Consider the following 14,178-nt stretch of genomic DNA (forward strand, 5'->3'; position numbering starts at 1 on the left):
CCTCTCAATCGTCTTCATTTGTGCATAAAAAAAGCACAGTCCTGTTTAGTATTAGTAAACATTTTGTTTAATGCTTACTAAAAATAACAGAACTGAGCGTGATTTACAATATAAATTTAAGCGTCGGCACTAAATTTTTTTCGTGTCTCATCATTCTTGATTCTTTTGACTGCTTGATAGCTGTTATAGCCGCTGCGTTGTTCAAAATCATCTAAAATATTCTTTTCATCTGCTTTGCCGGGAATCACTTTTTTAAAGTTGCGATAGTCATTCATAAACTCATCGCGATCAACTTCTCTTTCATAATAGTCTTCAACACGATTGAAAAAGTGAATGACATCGACCATCTCATCTTGAGACCAATCCACATCAATAGGGTATTGATATTCCATTTCTGTGTTCCTCCTATCTAATTGAATTCACAAATATTATAACATGCAAGAAATCCTGAAACGTAAAAAAACCGCCGAGCTTGAGCCCGACGGTCTGTTATATGCTTAATCTAATGTTGGGTTGTATTACATAGTGTGGATTGGTAATCCGATTGCTTTTTCAGCAGCTTCCATAGTCATTTCACCTAAAGTTGGGTGAGCATGAACTGTTAATGCGATATCTTCAGCATTCATACCAGATTCAATTGCTAAACCTAATTCAGAGATGATGTCAGAAGCACCTGCACCTACAACTTGTGCACCTACTAATGTGTCATCTTCTTTAAGAGTAATCAATTTAACGAATCCAGTTGTATCGTTTAATGATAAAGCACGGCCGTTTGCTGCGTAAGGGAATTTAGAAGCTTTGTATTCTAAACCTTCTTCTTTCGCTTGCGCTTCAGTGTAACCTACTTGTGCTAATTCTGGTTCAGTGAAGCATACTGCAGGCATACCGATGTAGTCTACTGCAGATTTTTCGCCTGAGATTGCTTCAGCAGCAATTTTACCTTCATAGCTTGCTTTGTGTGCAAGTGGTAAACCAGGAACGATGTCGCCGATAGCGTAGATGTTGTCAGCTGATGTACGGCTTTGTTCGTCAACTTCTAATAAGCCGCGTTCGCCGAATTTAAGGCCAAGTTCTTCAAGACCCATTTCATCAGTGTTTGGACGACGACCTACTGTTACTAATACGTAGTCAGCTTCGATTGTTTTTTCTTCGCCTTTTGCTTCGTAAGTAACTTTAACGCCGTTTTCAGTTTCTTCAGCAGATTTAGCCATCGCTTGAGTAACGATTTCCATGCCTTTTTCTTTCATTTTTTTCTTAACAGGTTGCGTCATTTGTTTTTCGAAGCCGCCTAAGATATCTTTAGCACCTTCTAAAATTGTAACTTCTGTACCGAAGTTCGCAAATGCTGTACCTAATTCAGAACCAATGTAACCGCCGCCTACAACTACTAATTTCTCAGGCGCTTCTTGTAAGTTTAAAGCACCAGTTGAGTCGATTACGCGCTCACCGAATTTGAAATTAGGAATTTCGATCGGTCTAGAACCAGTTGCGATGATTGCGTTTTTGAAGTTGTAAGTTTGAGCACTTTTTTCGTCCATTACACGTAAGCTGTTTTTGTCATGGAAGTAAGCTTCACCTTTAACAATTTCAACTTTGTGACCTTTTAATAAGCCTTCAACGCCGCCTGTTAATTTGTTAACAACAGACTTTTTGAATTCTTGAACTTTTTCATATTTAAGTTCAACATCTTTAGCGATGATACCAAGATTCTCAGAGTTTTTAGATTCTTGGAATACGTGTGATACGTGTAATAATGCTTTAGATGGGATACATCCTACGTTCAGACATACACCGCCTAATTCGCCTTTCTCAACGATTGTAACTTTTTGTCCCATTTGTGCTGCACGAATTGCTGCAACATAACCCCCAGGACCTGCTCCGATTACAATAGTATCTGTTTCAATTGGAAAATCACCAACTACCATGTTTTACCCCTCCATTAATAATAATTCTGGATTATTTAATAAACGTTTGATGTGGTTCATTGCGTTTTGACCAGTAGCACCGTCAATTTGTCTATGGTCAAAGCTTAATGATAATGCTAATACAGGCGCTGCTACAATTTCTCCATCCTTAACAATTGGTTTTTGAGCGATACGGCCGATACCTAAGATAGCCACTTCAGGGTGGTTAATTACAGGTGTGAACCATTGACCGCCTGCAGAACCGATGTTACTAATTGTGCATGAAGCACCTTTCATTTCGTCAGAAGTTAATTTACCGTCGCGTGCTTTAACAGCAAGCTCATTAATTTCATCTGAAATTTCGAACATTGATTTGCGATCAGCATGTTTAACAACAGGAACTAATAGACCGCGGTCTGTATCAGCAGCAATACCGATGTTCCAGTAATGTTTATGAACTACTTCACCGTTTGCATCATCAAATTCAGTATTTAATGCTGGGTATTTCTTAAGTGCTGAAACTAATGCTTTAACAACGTAAGGTAAGAATGTTAATTTAGTACCTTGTTCCGCAGCAATTTCTTTGAATTTCTTACGGTGATCCCATAATGCTTGAACTTCTACTTCGTCCATCAATGTTACGTGAGGCGCAGTATGTTTAGAGTTAACCATTGCTTTCGCAATTGCTTTACGCATTGCAGGGATTTTTTCGCGTGTTTCTGGATATTCGCCTTCAGCTGATACAGGTGCTGATGCAGCTTCTTGTGCTGGTGCTGCTTCAGATGCTGTTTCAGTTGATTCAGCACTTGGAGCATCTCCGCTTAAGTAAGCTTCAACGTCAGCTTTAGTGATACGGCCGTTTTTGCCAGTACCTTGAACAGCTTTGATGTTTACATCGTTTTCACGAGCAAATTTACGTACAGAAGGCATAGCTTTAACTCTTCTGTTTTCATCTACTTCTTCTTCAGATGAAGCTGATCTTTCAAAATGGTCAGAACCTTCTTCTGAAACAGAAGCTGCTTGTTCTTTAGTTTCTTCTTGACCAGCATCGCCGGCTTTGTCTTCTTCAGCATCGCCTTCATGGCTGTGTCCGCCTTTGAATGACATTTCTTCTGCATCTGGTGAATCGATTTTGATAATTGTATCGCCGACTACTGCTACAGTACCTTCGTCTACTACAACTTCTTCAATTGTTCCTGAAACTGGAGAAGGGATTTCTACTACAGATTTGTCGTTTTGAACCTCACATAGAATATCGTCTTCTTCAATTTTGTCTCCAGCTTTAACAAACCACTTTACAATTTCACCTTCGTGGATACCTTCACCAATATCGGGTAATTTAAATTCAAATGCCACGTTCTTGTCCTCCTAAAAGTCATTTTAAGTCACATAAACCAAGACAAAACTGCTAGATTGAAACAAAAATGTCTACATTCGAGTTAAAACCCTAGAGACGACAGGTTTGCTGAAATCTAATCAATATATTGTTCTAGTTTATATTTTGACATAAAAGTTGATTTCGTTTCAACGAAATAATATCTTCAAAAATTTATACTAACTTGTAGACAAATCATTTGCCCCTGCCTATTTCAATGACCAAGCAAGAGCAAATAATACTGTCTGGCTTACTAGGTAGTAAAACGCTTACTTCATATCTACCCAAAAGCCCGTCTGAATATGCCGACTTGTTCGCGCAATTTTAAACAATTAGAAGTTTAAAGTCGCTTTAGCTTTTTCAACGATGTCGTTTTTGTTTGGCAACCAAACGTTTTCCGCTTCAGTGAACGGATAAACAGTGTCAGCTGCTGCTACACGAGCAATCGGAGCTTCTAATGAAAGGATTGTGCGTTCTGAAAGTTCAGCAACTACTTGCGCACCTACACCAGCTTGGCGTTGTGCTTCTTGAACCATCACTGCACGGCCTGTTTTTTCAACTGAAGCTACTAAAGTGTCAAAGTCGATCGGTTGTACTGTACGTAAGTCGATAACTTCTGCAGATACACCGTCTTTTTCAAGGTCTTCCGCTGCTTTTAATGCTTCTTGAACCATAGCGCCGTACGCGATTAATGTAATGTCGTTACCTTCGCGTTTAACTTTTGCTTTGCCAAGTTCAATTTCATATTCCTCTTCAGGAACTTCTTCACGGAATGAACGGTATAATTTCATGTGTTCTAAATAAACAACAGGGTCGTTGCTTCTGATTGCAGAAATTAATAATCCTTTTGCATCATATGGGTTTGATGGGATAACTACAGTTAATCCTGGAGATTGTGCCAAGATACCTTCTAAGTTATCTGCGTGTAATTCAGGTGTATGCACACCGCCGCCGAATGGTGCACGGATTGTAACTGGTGCTTCTTTTGTGTTGCCTGAACGGAATCTTGTACGAGCGATTTGACCTGCAACAGAGTCAAATACTTCGAATACGAATCCTAAGAATTGGATTTCCATTACTGGACGGTAACCTTCAACAGTTAATCCAAGTGCTAAACCGCCGATTCCTGATTCAGCAAGCGGAGTATCGAATACTCGATCTTCACCGAATTCTTTTTGTAAACCTTCCGTTACACGGAATACACCACCGTTAACACCAACATCTTCACCAAAAAGCAAAACATTTTCGTCGTTTTGAAGTTCAGTTTTAAGTGCGTTGTTAATCGCTTGTACCATTGTCATTTGTGCCATGGCTTACTTCGACTCCTTCTCTTTGTAAATTTCATACTGTTCTTTTAAATTTTGAGGCATTTCATCGTACATGATTTCCATCAAATCAGTAACAGTTTGTTTTTCAACTTTATCAGCTGCTTTAATTGCAGTTTTGATTTCGTCTTTCGCACGTTCGATTACTTCGTTTTCTTTTTCTTCATTCCATAAGCCTTTAGCTTCTAAGAATGCTCTGAAACGAACTAATGGGTCTTTTTTCTCCCAATCAGAATCTTCATCTGAAGTTCTGTAACGTGTCGGGTCGTCCCCAGCCATTGTATGCGGACCATAACGGTAAGTCATTGTCTCGATTAATGTAGGACCTTCGCCATTAACAGCACGGTCGCGTGCTTCTTTAGTAGCTTGATATACAGCTAATGGGTCCATACCGTCTACTTGAATTCCAGGGATACCTACTGCAATTGCTTTTTGAGCTAATGTTAAAGCTGCAGTTTGTTTGCTTCGTGGTGTAGAGATTGCGTAGTTGTTGTTTTGAATTACAAAGATCGCTGGCACTTTATATGCAGAAGCGAAGTTGATACCTTCGTAGAAGTCACCTTGTGATGAACCGCCGTCACCAGTGTAAGTGATTGCTACTGCTTTTTTACCGCGTTTTTTCAATCCTAATGCAACACCGGCAGTTTGAATGTATTGTGCACCGATGATGATTTGAGGACTGAATGCGTTAACGCCTTCAGGGAATTGGTTACCTTTATAGTGCCCTCTTGAGAATAAGAAAGCTTCTGTTAATGGTAAACCATGCCAAATAATTTGAGGAACATCACGATATCCTGGTAAAATCCAGTCTTCTTTTTCAAGTGCATATTGAGATGCAAGTTGTGATGCTTCTTGACCAGCAGTTGGAGCGTAGAAACCTAAACGTCCTTGTCTGTTTAAAGAAACTGAACGTTGGTCTAGAACACGTGTCCAAACCATTCTTTCCATCAACTCAACTAATTGTTCATCAGTTAAATCTGGTACTAAGTCTTCGTTCACTACATTACCTTTTTCGTCCAATACTTGGACCATCTTAAATTGTGCTTCAGTATCTTTCAATACTTGCTCAGCGTCGAATTGGGCTTGTAACTTCGGAGCCATTCAATTCACCATACCTTTCCCGTATAATAGAAAATTCATTTCATCCATAAATTAGTATATCATACATTATTAAAACTGTTAAATGAATTATAAAAGTTCTGTATCACTTGTGTTAAGTACAGTTATAGAACCTGTACCAGTCAAATATCTATAACTGTACCATTGTTGTTTACTTAATCTGTTGTGCTGCTTCCATTTGTTTTCCGCGTTCATCACGTGTCTTGCTGTAAGCTTTGATTTTTTTGTTTACGTCTTTGTATGAATCGTCAATTGCTTTTGTTTTCTCATCAATTTGTGATTGATTTGCTTGTCCGTTTGATTTTACGATGTATTCAAATAAATCTTTTTCTTTATCTAAGCTGTTTTTATATGCTTTTGCATAATCATCATGTGCTTTATAGTTTTTCTCAACGGCTTCATTTGTTTTTTCAATTGCTTCTTTACGTTTTTTGTTTCGAAGATCTTTTGTTTTCTTTTTAGCCTCTTCGAATTTTTTCTCAGATGCATCAAAAGCTTGTTCTTCTTTTTTGAACTCATCTTCGCGTTGATTGATATTATTAACAATTTTCTTAGATGTATCTACTACCTTACTTGTATCTTTACCATTAATCTTCTTAGCTAAATCATTTTTTTCATTAGTAAGTTTATTCAATTTTTCGCCGACTTTTACGGCTGTATTTTCTTTTTCAACTGCTTGTTTAAGTGTCTTGTTGTACTCTTTAATGTCATGGCTGTCTGTTGTACAAGCGCCTAATAATAGAGAGGATGCAATCACTAAACCTAATGTTTTATTAACTTTCATGCTTCAATATACCTCCTTGGGGATTTCAATAATGATGTTAATTAATTTTAAGCTATTTCGCAAATACTTTTCTGTTCTATCTCGATATTTTTTGTTATATTTTAAAATAAGGACGGTGTATGACATGATTACAATGAAAGATATAATTCGAGACGGACATCCAACGCTTCGTGCTAAAGCAGAAGAAGTGAAATTTCCTTTATCAGAAGAAGATCGCAATAAACTATTAGAAATGCATGAATTCTTAATCAACAGTCAAGATGACGAAATTGCACGCAAATACAAACTACGTTCAGGTGTAGGTATTGCTGCACCGCAATTGAATATTTCAAAACGTATGCTTGCTGTACACTTGCCGGATGACGGCAACGGCAAATCTTACGAATTAATGCTGATTAACCCTAAAATTGTCAGCTACAGCGTTCAAGAAGCTTACCTTCCTACTGGCGAAGGCTGCTTAAGCGTAGATGAAGATATTCCAGGTTTAGTGCATCGCCATAACCGAATTACTGTCAAAGCCAAAGATATCGACGGCAATGATATTAATTTACGTCTTAAAGGCTATATCGCGATTATCGTACAACATGAAATCGATCATTTAGACGGTATCATGTTTTATGATCATATTGATAAAGAAAATCCGCTTCAACCTCACGAAGATGCCATCCGTCTTTTTGATGAATAAGCAAAACCAAAATGAAGAGGCCCATAAAATATGCGGCCTCTTTTTGCATGCTGTTTAACAGATTTTGTTATTTCTTTCTTTATAATAGCGAATCAAATCTTCAACTGTTATTTTTTCGCACAAGTCCGCAATCAAGTCATATGGAATATTTTTCGGATTCGACATCCGTACACAACTCTTTCCCATATTCAGCTTAGTCGGTACTTCTTGTTCATATCTATGGATAAACCAAGATTTTAAATCTTCATCACCGTATAATCCCATATGATACAAACCGATAAAATTTTTCTGTGCTGCTATACTCACAAAAGGCAAAGGTACATCTGGATTGCCTAAATAACCTTGAGGATAGCGTTCTAACGGTACTGCAAAAGTCGGCATACCATATTGCATTACTGGTTGAAATCCTTTCGGCAAATGCTTTAGTATCACTTCAAACAACTGCACAAATGCAGGTCTCCGCTTTCCATCAATCTGTGCAATGTAGTCTTCTATCTCTGTCATCCCATCGCTCCTTAAATATTAAATAAATACATCTTTTCGTAATTGATACCTTACATTTAATTCATCCAATCCTTTTGTGAGGGATTGCATCATTGATTCATCTACCCATTCCGGATCATGATGATGTCTGATAAAGTGCTGATTGCCAGAAACATTATCAACAACTTGACGATATTCGAAGAACACCAGAATTTCTTTTCCGCGTTTTTCAAATACTATCCCTTTTAAAATCTTGTCTTTTCTTTCTTTTTCCCTTTTTACATCTTCAAGAATACGTTTTGTATTACTCATTGTCCTCACCCGCTTTTCAACGTTATTCATTCGCGCAGCATCACATTTTCTCTTTGTTTTATTTTACCACAACCTTTTTCATGTTCCTTTCTAGAGAACAAGGGATTATGTTTGTGCAATGAGAAGTAAAACCGCTTTATTTATTGAATTACATCATGTAAAATGAATAATAACTGTAAATGTATATAGGAAGCTATCATACATTGCAAACAAGAACGTCATTCATAACAAACCTAGCAAACATACTGGGCAGTTAAGCTGGTATGTTGTATTTATTTTCAGATTAAACAAAATGTACCAACTTCAAATAATGAACTAGGCTTGAATTTACTATAAATATGATTAACTGAACAAACTTAGGAGGAAATTATAAACTATGGCAATTTACAAAGTATTTTATCAAGACGACAAATCAGAAGTAATCGTTCGTGAGAACACACATACGATTTACGTAGAAGGCAACTCAGAAGAAGAAGTAAGAAAATATCTTAAAAACAGAAACTATAACATTGAGTTCATTACTAAATTAGAGGGCGCACATATAGAATATGAACAAAAATCACCTGATTATAAAGTGGAGCATATTCAATAATGAAACAACTCAAAAACAATGAGGTCGGTGTATACGCACTTGGCGGTCTCGGTGAGGTCGGCAAGAATACGTACGCAGTTGAATATAAGGATGAAATCGTTTTAATCGATGCCGGAATCAAATTCCCGGATGATAACCTGCTTGGTATCGATTATGTTATCCCTGACTATTCTTATCTTGTACAAAACAAAGATAAAATCATCGGCCTGTTTATTACACATGGACATGAAGACCATATCGGCGGTGTGCCCTTCTTATTAAAAGAACTTAACGTACCGATTTATGGCGGTCCATTAGCACTTGGTCTGATCAGAAATAAATTAGAAGAACATCACCTATTAAGAACAGCAGAATTGCATGAAATTACTGAAGACAGCGAGATCAACTCTAAACACTTCAATGTATCATTTTATTTAACAACACACAGTATTCCTGAAGCATACGGTGTGATTGTAAGTACACCAGAAGGCAAAATTGTGCATACAGGCGATTTCAAATTCGACTTCACACCTGTAGGTACACCGGCAAATATCGCTAAAATGGCTAAATTAGGCGAAGAAGGCGTATTAGCATTATTATCTGACTCAACTAACGCACTCGTACCTAACTTTACATTAAGCGAACGCGAAGTCGGTCAAAACGTTGATAAAATCTTCCGCAAATGTACTGGAAGAATTATCTTTGCGACCTTCGCATCTAATATCTACCGTGTACAACAAGCAGTAGAAGCCGCAATTAAATACAACCGTAAAATTGTTGTTTTCGGGCGTTCTATGGAAAACAACATCAAAATCGGTATGGAACTCGGCTATATTAAAGCACCGCCTGAAACATTTGTCGAACCTAATAAAATCAACTCAGTCCCTAAACATGAGCTCTTGATTTTATGTACAGGTTCTCAAGGTGAACCAATGGCAGCTTTATCACGTATTGCGAATGGTACACATAAACAAATTAAAATTATTCCTGAGGATACAGTGGTATTCAGTTCATCCCCTATCCCAGGCAATACAAAGAGTATCAACCGTACTATCAACGCTTTATATCGTGCAGGTGCTGAAGTTATTCACAGCAAGATTTCAAACATTCATACGTCTGGACACGGTTCACAAGGCGATCAGCAATTAATGCTGCGCTTAATCCGTCCTAAATACTTCATGCCGATTCATGGTGAATACCGTATGCTGAAAGCACATTCGCAAACAGGTATTGAATGCGGTGTTGATGAAGATAACGTATTTATCTTTGATAATGGTGATGTCTTAGCTTTAACTAGAGACTCTGCACGTAAAGCAGGACGTATTCCTTCAGGCGATGTCTTAGTAGACGGCAGCGGTATCGGAGATATCGGCAACGTTGTCATCAGAGACCGTAAATTGTTATCTGAAGAAGGTTTAGTCATTGTTGTTGTAAGTATTGACTTCAATACCAACACATTGCTTTCTGGACCGGATATCATTTCCCGCGGTTTTGTGTACATGCGCGAATCCGGACATTTAATCTATGATGCACAGCGCAAGATTAAAACAGAAGTGATTTCGAAATTGAACCAAAACAAAGAAATTCAATGGCACCAAATCAAATCTTCTATCATTGAAACGCTGCAGCCGTACTTATTTGAAAAAACTGCACGTAAACCAATGATTCTGCCTGTTATCATGAAAGTAAATGAAAACGGCGAACAAGTAACACCGACGAAAAAACCAAAATCATCTAGACCTAAACGTTCGAATAAAAAATCAAACGGCGACAACAAACAAAACAACCGCAGCAGCAAAGATAATCATAAACATGCGACAAACAAACGCCGTACAAACAACGCAAATAAATCACGCAATCCAAGAAGCCGCAAACCGCATCACAAAAAAGAGGCTTCAAAACAAAACCAAAAAGAATCACAAGCTAAACAAGACTAATACAGTGTAAGCTAAACACTTTAGAAGATAAGAAAAGCACATTCCGCGGAATGTGCTTTTCTGTATGCTTATATTTTCTATGTTTATAAACTTTCTTTAATTGAGTTAGTGGACGAGTTTTTTCTCGAAACGGTTCAAGTCATTATCATGACCAATCATAATCAGGATATCTCCTAATTCGATATTCATATTAGGATCTGGCGAAATAATAACGTCTTTGCCGCGCTTAATCGCAATAATGTTGATACCGAAATTCGCACGAATATCCAAGTCTACAATCGTTTGACCTGCAATGCGTTCGTTGGCTTTCGCTTCAACAATTGAATATTCATCCGCAAGTTCAAGGTAATCCAAGACACTTGCACTCGCAATATTATGAGCAATACGACGGCCCATATCACGTTCTGGGTGTACGACTAAATCGGCACCGATTTTATTCAAAATCTTAGCATGGTAGTCATTTTGCGCTTTCGCAATAACTTTTTTAACGCCTAACTCTTTTAGAATCAAAGTCGTTAATGTACTCGTTTGGATATTTTCACCAATCGCAACAATGACTTGATCAAAGTTGCGGATCCCTAAACTTTTCATAACCGCTTCATCTGTTGTATCAGCAACCACTGCATGTGTCGCAATTTCACTGTATTCATTTACACGGGCTTCGCTTAAATCAATCGCCATCACGTCCATGCCTAATGCATTCAGTTCACGGACAATACTGCCGCCGAAACGCCCCAATCCTATAACAACGAATTCTTTTTCCATAGCAACCTCCACAAAATAAAAGTGAGATAAGGCAATGAACGCTTTGCATCATTTACAGATGCATACGCTGCCTCACCTCACCTAAGACTCAATATCAATAATGACCTTCATCATTTTTACCTTCAACATAATCTTTGTTGAAGATGAATAATCTCATTAATAATATTAACGATGGAACAAGCAAAAGTAAACCAAGAATTGCCGCAATGGTTAAAGCAAGTGCCATTGTATCATCTGCACTGTGCAACTCACCATTGATATACGGGTATAAAATGTATGGCCATTTACTGATACCATAACCTGCTACGGCTGTACCCATTTGTGCAATCACAAGCATAAATACTGTTCCAGGTGATTTTTTCATTATAGATAAAATCCATGCGGCCAACAAGCATAAAATACTTAATGCAAACAGCCACCAATATTGACCGACCATAATGTCAAAGTGCTGTTTGTTTTGAGAACGCAATGTGATGAAAGTAAATAAAGATACTAAAGCCATCGGAGGCCCCCAGAAAATAAACCACATGCGTATAATATTATAAGCTTTCATATTTTCTGCTTTACGTGCATAGTAAGCAAGGAAACCTGCTGAAATATACATAACGGATACTAGGGATAAGAAGACAACAGCCCAAGCAAACGGACTGAAGAATAAATCTACCCAGTTTAAATCCACGCCTGTACCTTTGTTGGTCTTATGGATATAACCGCCTTCAGAAATAACAAGTCCCATACTTAATGCGGCTGGAATAAATAAACCAGAAACACTATGCAAGACGAGCCAAGAGAATTTTGAATCAGGTCCGTAGTTTTGGAAAGCGTAGAAACTGCCGCGAATCGTCAGCAAGATCAACGCAATAGAACCAGGCACCAATAAAACTGAACCATAGTAATATGCGAAGTCCGGGAAGAATCCGACAATCCCTACTGTAAAGAACACCAAGAACACGTTCGTGACTTCCCAAACCGGGTTTAAATAGCGCCCGATCAGCGGAACTAATGTACTTTCAGTGCCTCTTAATTTCGATTGTAAAATGAAGATACCTGCCCCAAAGTCAATCGAACCTACGATAATATACAAGAATAGGAATAGATAAAGAACAATCATACCAAACGCTGTGATACTCATGATGCTTCACCTCGGCTCTCTTCTAATTTTTCAACATCTTTATACGGCGGGTTATTCTTGAACATACGTATTAAGACATATGTCGCAGTGAATAGAATAATAAAGTAAACTACACCAAAGGCAATCGTTACACCCGTCAAGCCGCTTGCACGTGTTGCGGCTTCAGAAACTCTCATATAGCCTCTTATAATCCACGGTTGACGACCCATCTCTGTTAAGAACCAACCGAATTCGATAGATAACATTGCGGCAGGTCCTGTAAGCAAAATGCCGTATAATAAACTTTTATTGGTTGAGAAATTGCGCCATTTTTTAACAATACGTGTCAGAACATAAATACCTGAAACAACAAGACAGAAGATACCGCCGACCACCATTAAATCAAAGAAATAGTGAACGATTAAAGGCGGCTGTTCATCTTTAGGGAAACTGTTCAACCCTTTAACTTCTGTTTTGACATTATTGTCTGATAAGAAGCTTAGTAAGCCAGGCAATCTAATTGCGCCTTTGACTTCTTGTGTCTTTTCATCCAGTACACCAAAGAGTACCAGATCCGCGTTTTTCTCATCTTCAAAATGCCATTCATATGCGGCTAATTTTTCAGGTTGCTCGTTATGCAAGAACTTCGCTGACAAGTCCCCTGCCAACATTGAACCTAAAGTAAAGATCAAGCCGACTGTCATTGTCAGTTTCAAAGCCTTTTTATGATAAGCTTTATCTTTTTCAAATTTGCCTTTTAATAACTTAAATGCCGCAATCGCAGCTAATATAAAGGCCATTGTCATAATTGCAGTTGTAATCACGTGGAATGCTCGAACCCCGAAAGAAGCGTTGAACATTGCTGCGACGGGATCTACATAAAGCATTTTGCCATCAGACATTTTAAATCCATCCGGCGTATTCATAAATGAGTTAACAGAAGTGATGAAGAAGGCAGATAATGTACCGCCCAGCACAACTGGAATACTCATAATCAAATGTGTCCATTTATTTTTGAAACGTTCCCATGTATAGAAGTAAATACTTAAGAAAATCGCTTCAAAGAAGAATGCAAAGACTTCCATAAATAGCGGCAAGGCTATCACGTGTCCTGCAACTCTCATAAATTCCGGCCAAAGCAATGATAATTGAATTTCAATAATGGTACCTGTCACAACACCGACAGCTACGGTAACCGCATAACCTTTGGCCCACCTTTTAGCTAATGTAATATATTTTGCATCATTTCTCTTAATTCCAAGAAACTCCGCAATTGCGAACATAAGCGGCATGCCTACCCCTATCGTCGCAAAAATAATATGCACAGCTAAGGTCATACCGGTTAGAAATCTGCTTAATTCTACTGCTTCCATGATATCACCCTGTTCTCTTTATATTTGGTTACTGTACAATGCCCGCAATACTTTAAAGACAGCACTTTATACATTTTTGTACATTCAAATTCATGCAGTAACCTTGATTTTTATATTTCACTTTAATAAAGTTAAGTCATCAATTTATTGAAAGGAAAGATGATTAATGACGAATGTCGTAGTTTATACTCAAAACGAGTGTCCGCCTTGCCAATTCATTAAACAATATTTCGATCAGCATCAAGTTGCGTATACAGAGAAAAATATCTCTAATACAGAATACCGCAATGAGATGATAGATTATGATGCCTTTTCAACACCTTTTATCTTGATTGACGATACACCTATGTATCAAGTCGACTTGGATAAAATTAATGAATTGCTGAAAATTGAAGGAAATTAAAGTGAATTTGAATGCACGCTATTAATTTCTA

15 protein-coding genes are annotated in these 14,178 nt (G+C 37.9%); 4 read left to right on the plus strand and 11 right to left on the minus strand.

Translation table 11 applies throughout. The annotated features are described in order from the left end of the window. Window positions 1–116: 116 nt before the first annotated feature. From MUA90_RS09595 to MUA90_RS09620, 6 genes are all read right to left on the minus strand, one after another. A complete protein-coding gene (locus MUA90_RS09595) occupies window positions 117–392 on the minus strand; it encodes a UPF0223 family protein (protein WP_262586573.1) in 276 nt (91 codons plus the stop codon). Between the two features lie 126 nt (window positions 393–518). Beyond that, window positions 519–1,925, minus strand: coding sequence for a dihydrolipoyl dehydrogenase (gene lpdA / locus MUA90_RS09600; protein WP_105993809.1), 1,407 nt, complete (start codon window positions 1,923–1,925; stop codon window positions 519–521). 3 nt (window positions 1,926–1,928) lie between these two features. Continuing rightward, on the minus strand, window positions 1,929–3,260 hold the full coding sequence (locus MUA90_RS09605; protein ID WP_262586576.1) for a dihydrolipoamide acetyltransferase family protein: 1,332 nt from the start codon (window positions 3,258–3,260) through the stop codon (window positions 1,929–1,931). Window positions 3,261–3,611: 351 nt separating this feature from the next. Continuing rightward, window positions 3,612–4,589 carry an alpha-ketoacid dehydrogenase subunit beta gene (locus tag MUA90_RS09610; protein WP_105993807.1) on the minus strand — a complete coding sequence of 326 codons (978 nt, stop codon included), beginning with the start codon at window positions 4,587–4,589 and terminating at the stop codon, window positions 3,612–3,614. Window positions 4,590–4,592: 3 nt separating this feature from the next. Further along, on the minus strand, window positions 4,593–5,705 hold the full coding sequence (gene pdhA / locus MUA90_RS09615) for a pyruvate dehydrogenase (acetyl-transferring) E1 component subunit alpha (protein WP_114603636.1): 1,113 nt from the start codon (window positions 5,703–5,705) through the stop codon (window positions 4,593–4,595). Between the two features lie 169 nt (window positions 5,706–5,874). After that, entirely contained in the window at window positions 5,875–6,507 is a 633-nt protein-coding gene (locus tag MUA90_RS09620; protein WP_262586579.1) for a YkyA family protein, read from the minus strand. 124 nt (window positions 6,508–6,631) lie between these two features. On the opposite strand from MUA90_RS09620, the gene def reads away from it, so the two are divergent. Further along, window positions 6,632–7,192 carry a peptide deformylase gene (gene def / locus MUA90_RS09625; RefSeq protein ID WP_105993804.1) on the plus strand — a complete coding sequence of 187 codons (561 nt, stop codon included), beginning with the start codon at window positions 6,632–6,634 and terminating at the stop codon, window positions 7,190–7,192. Between the two features lie 54 nt (window positions 7,193–7,246). Here the strand turns inward: def and MUA90_RS09630 are convergent, their stop codons facing one another. After that, a complete protein-coding gene (locus MUA90_RS09630; RefSeq protein WP_262586580.1) occupies window positions 7,247–7,696 on the minus strand; it encodes a DUF1801 domain-containing protein in 450 nt (149 codons plus the stop codon). Window positions 7,697–7,714: 18 nt separating this feature from the next. Beyond that, window positions 7,715–7,987 (minus strand): hypothetical protein, encoded by a 273-nt coding sequence (locus tag MUA90_RS09635; RefSeq protein ID WP_262586581.1) that lies wholly within the window; start codon window positions 7,985–7,987, stop codon window positions 7,715–7,717. A 376-nt stretch (window positions 7,988–8,363) separates the two neighbouring features. Here MUA90_RS09635 and MUA90_RS09640 point away from each other — a divergent pair, with 376 nt between their 5' ends. Then, a complete protein-coding gene (locus MUA90_RS09640; protein ID WP_262586582.1) occupies window positions 8,364–8,579 on the plus strand; it encodes a DNA-dependent RNA polymerase subunit epsilon in 216 nt (71 codons plus the stop codon). Further along, the gene (gene rnjA / locus MUA90_RS09645; RefSeq protein WP_105993800.1) at window positions 8,579–10,495 is read left to right on the plus strand and encodes a ribonuclease J1; all 1,917 of its coding nucleotides are present in this window, start codon (window positions 8,579–8,581) and stop codon (window positions 10,493–10,495) included. The genes MUA90_RS09640 and rnjA overlap by 1 nt, the downstream gene beginning before the upstream one ends. A gap of 105 nt (window positions 10,496–10,600) precedes the next feature. Here rnjA and MUA90_RS09650 read toward each other — a convergent pair whose 3' ends face one another. The 3 genes from MUA90_RS09650 to MUA90_RS09660 all read right to left on the minus strand — a co-directional run bounded on the left by MUA90_RS09650 (window position 10,601) and on the right by MUA90_RS09660 (window position 13,744). Continuing rightward, on the minus strand, window positions 10,601–11,260 hold the full coding sequence (locus MUA90_RS09650; RefSeq protein WP_105993799.1) for a potassium channel family protein: 660 nt from the start codon (window positions 11,258–11,260) through the stop codon (window positions 10,601–10,603). Window positions 11,261–11,354: 94 nt separating this feature from the next. Further along, window positions 11,355–12,392 (minus strand): cytochrome d ubiquinol oxidase subunit II, encoded by a 1,038-nt coding sequence (locus tag MUA90_RS09655; RefSeq protein WP_262586584.1) that lies wholly within the window; start codon window positions 12,390–12,392, stop codon window positions 11,355–11,357. After that, the gene (locus tag MUA90_RS09660) at window positions 12,389–13,744 is read right to left on the minus strand and encodes a cytochrome ubiquinol oxidase subunit I (protein ID WP_262586586.1); all 1,356 of its coding nucleotides are present in this window, start codon (window positions 13,742–13,744) and stop codon (window positions 12,389–12,391) included. The genes MUA90_RS09655 and MUA90_RS09660 overlap by 4 nt, the downstream gene beginning before the upstream one ends. A 166-nt stretch (window positions 13,745–13,910) precedes the next feature. Between MUA90_RS09660 and MUA90_RS09665 the strand changes: the two genes are divergently transcribed. Then, a complete protein-coding gene (locus MUA90_RS09665) occupies window positions 13,911–14,147 on the plus strand; it encodes a glutaredoxin family protein (RefSeq protein WP_114603649.1) in 237 nt (78 codons plus the stop codon). Window positions 14,148–14,178 lie beyond the last annotated feature (31 nt).

The sequence above is a fragment of the Staphylococcus sp. IVB6181 genome (assembly GCF_025561445.1).
Classification (GTDB): Bacteria; Bacillota; Bacilli; order Staphylococcales; family Staphylococcaceae; genus Staphylococcus; species Staphylococcus simulans_B.

What these genes read in the sequence shown, in the direction of transcription:
- MUA90_RS09595 (WP_262586573.1), bottom strand. Translation starts at nt 392, where the DNA reads ATGGAATATCAATACCCTATTGATGTGGATTGGTCTCAAGATGAGATG.
- lpdA (WP_105993809.1), bottom strand. Translation starts at nt 1,925, where the DNA reads ATGGTAGTTGGTGATTTTCCAATTGAAACAGATACTATTGTAATCGGA.
- MUA90_RS09610 (WP_105993807.1), bottom strand. Translation starts at nt 4,589, where the DNA reads ATGGCACAAATGACAATGGTACAAGCGATTAACAACGCACTTAAAACT.
- pdhA (WP_114603636.1), bottom strand. Translation starts at nt 5,705, where the DNA reads ATGGCTCCGAAGTTACAAGCCCAATTCGACGCTGAGCAAGTATTGAAA.
- MUA90_RS09620 (WP_262586579.1), bottom strand. Translation starts at nt 6,507, where the DNA reads ATGAAAGTTAATAAAACATTAGGTTTAGTGATTGCATCCTCTCTATTA.
- def (WP_105993804.1), top strand. Translation starts at nt 6,632, where the DNA reads ATGATTACAATGAAAGATATAATTCGAGACGGACATCCAACGCTTCGT.
- MUA90_RS09630 (WP_262586580.1), bottom strand. Translation starts at nt 7,696, where the DNA reads ATGACAGAGATAGAAGACTACATTGCACAGATTGATGGAAAGCGGAGA.
- MUA90_RS09635 (WP_262586581.1), bottom strand. Translation starts at nt 7,987, where the DNA reads ATGAGTAATACAAAACGTATTCTTGAAGATGTAAAAAGGGAAAAAGAA.
- MUA90_RS09640 (WP_262586582.1), top strand. Translation starts at nt 8,364, where the DNA reads ATGGCAATTTACAAAGTATTTTATCAAGACGACAAATCAGAAGTAATC.
- rnjA (WP_105993800.1), top strand. Translation starts at nt 8,579, where the DNA reads ATGAAACAACTCAAAAACAATGAGGTCGGTGTATACGCACTTGGCGGT.
- MUA90_RS09650 (WP_105993799.1), bottom strand. Translation starts at nt 11,260, where the DNA reads ATGGAAAAAGAATTCGTTGTTATAGGATTGGGGCGTTTCGGCGGCAGT.
- MUA90_RS09655 (WP_262586584.1), bottom strand. Translation starts at nt 12,392, where the DNA reads ATGAGTATCACAGCGTTTGGTATGATTGTTCTTTATCTATTCCTATTC.
- MUA90_RS09660 (WP_262586586.1), bottom strand. Translation starts at nt 13,744, where the DNA reads ATGGAAGCAGTAGAATTAAGCAGATTTCTAACCGGTATGACCTTAGCT.
- MUA90_RS09665 (WP_114603649.1), top strand. Translation starts at nt 13,911, where the DNA reads ATGACGAATGTCGTAGTTTATACTCAAAACGAGTGTCCGCCTTGCCAA.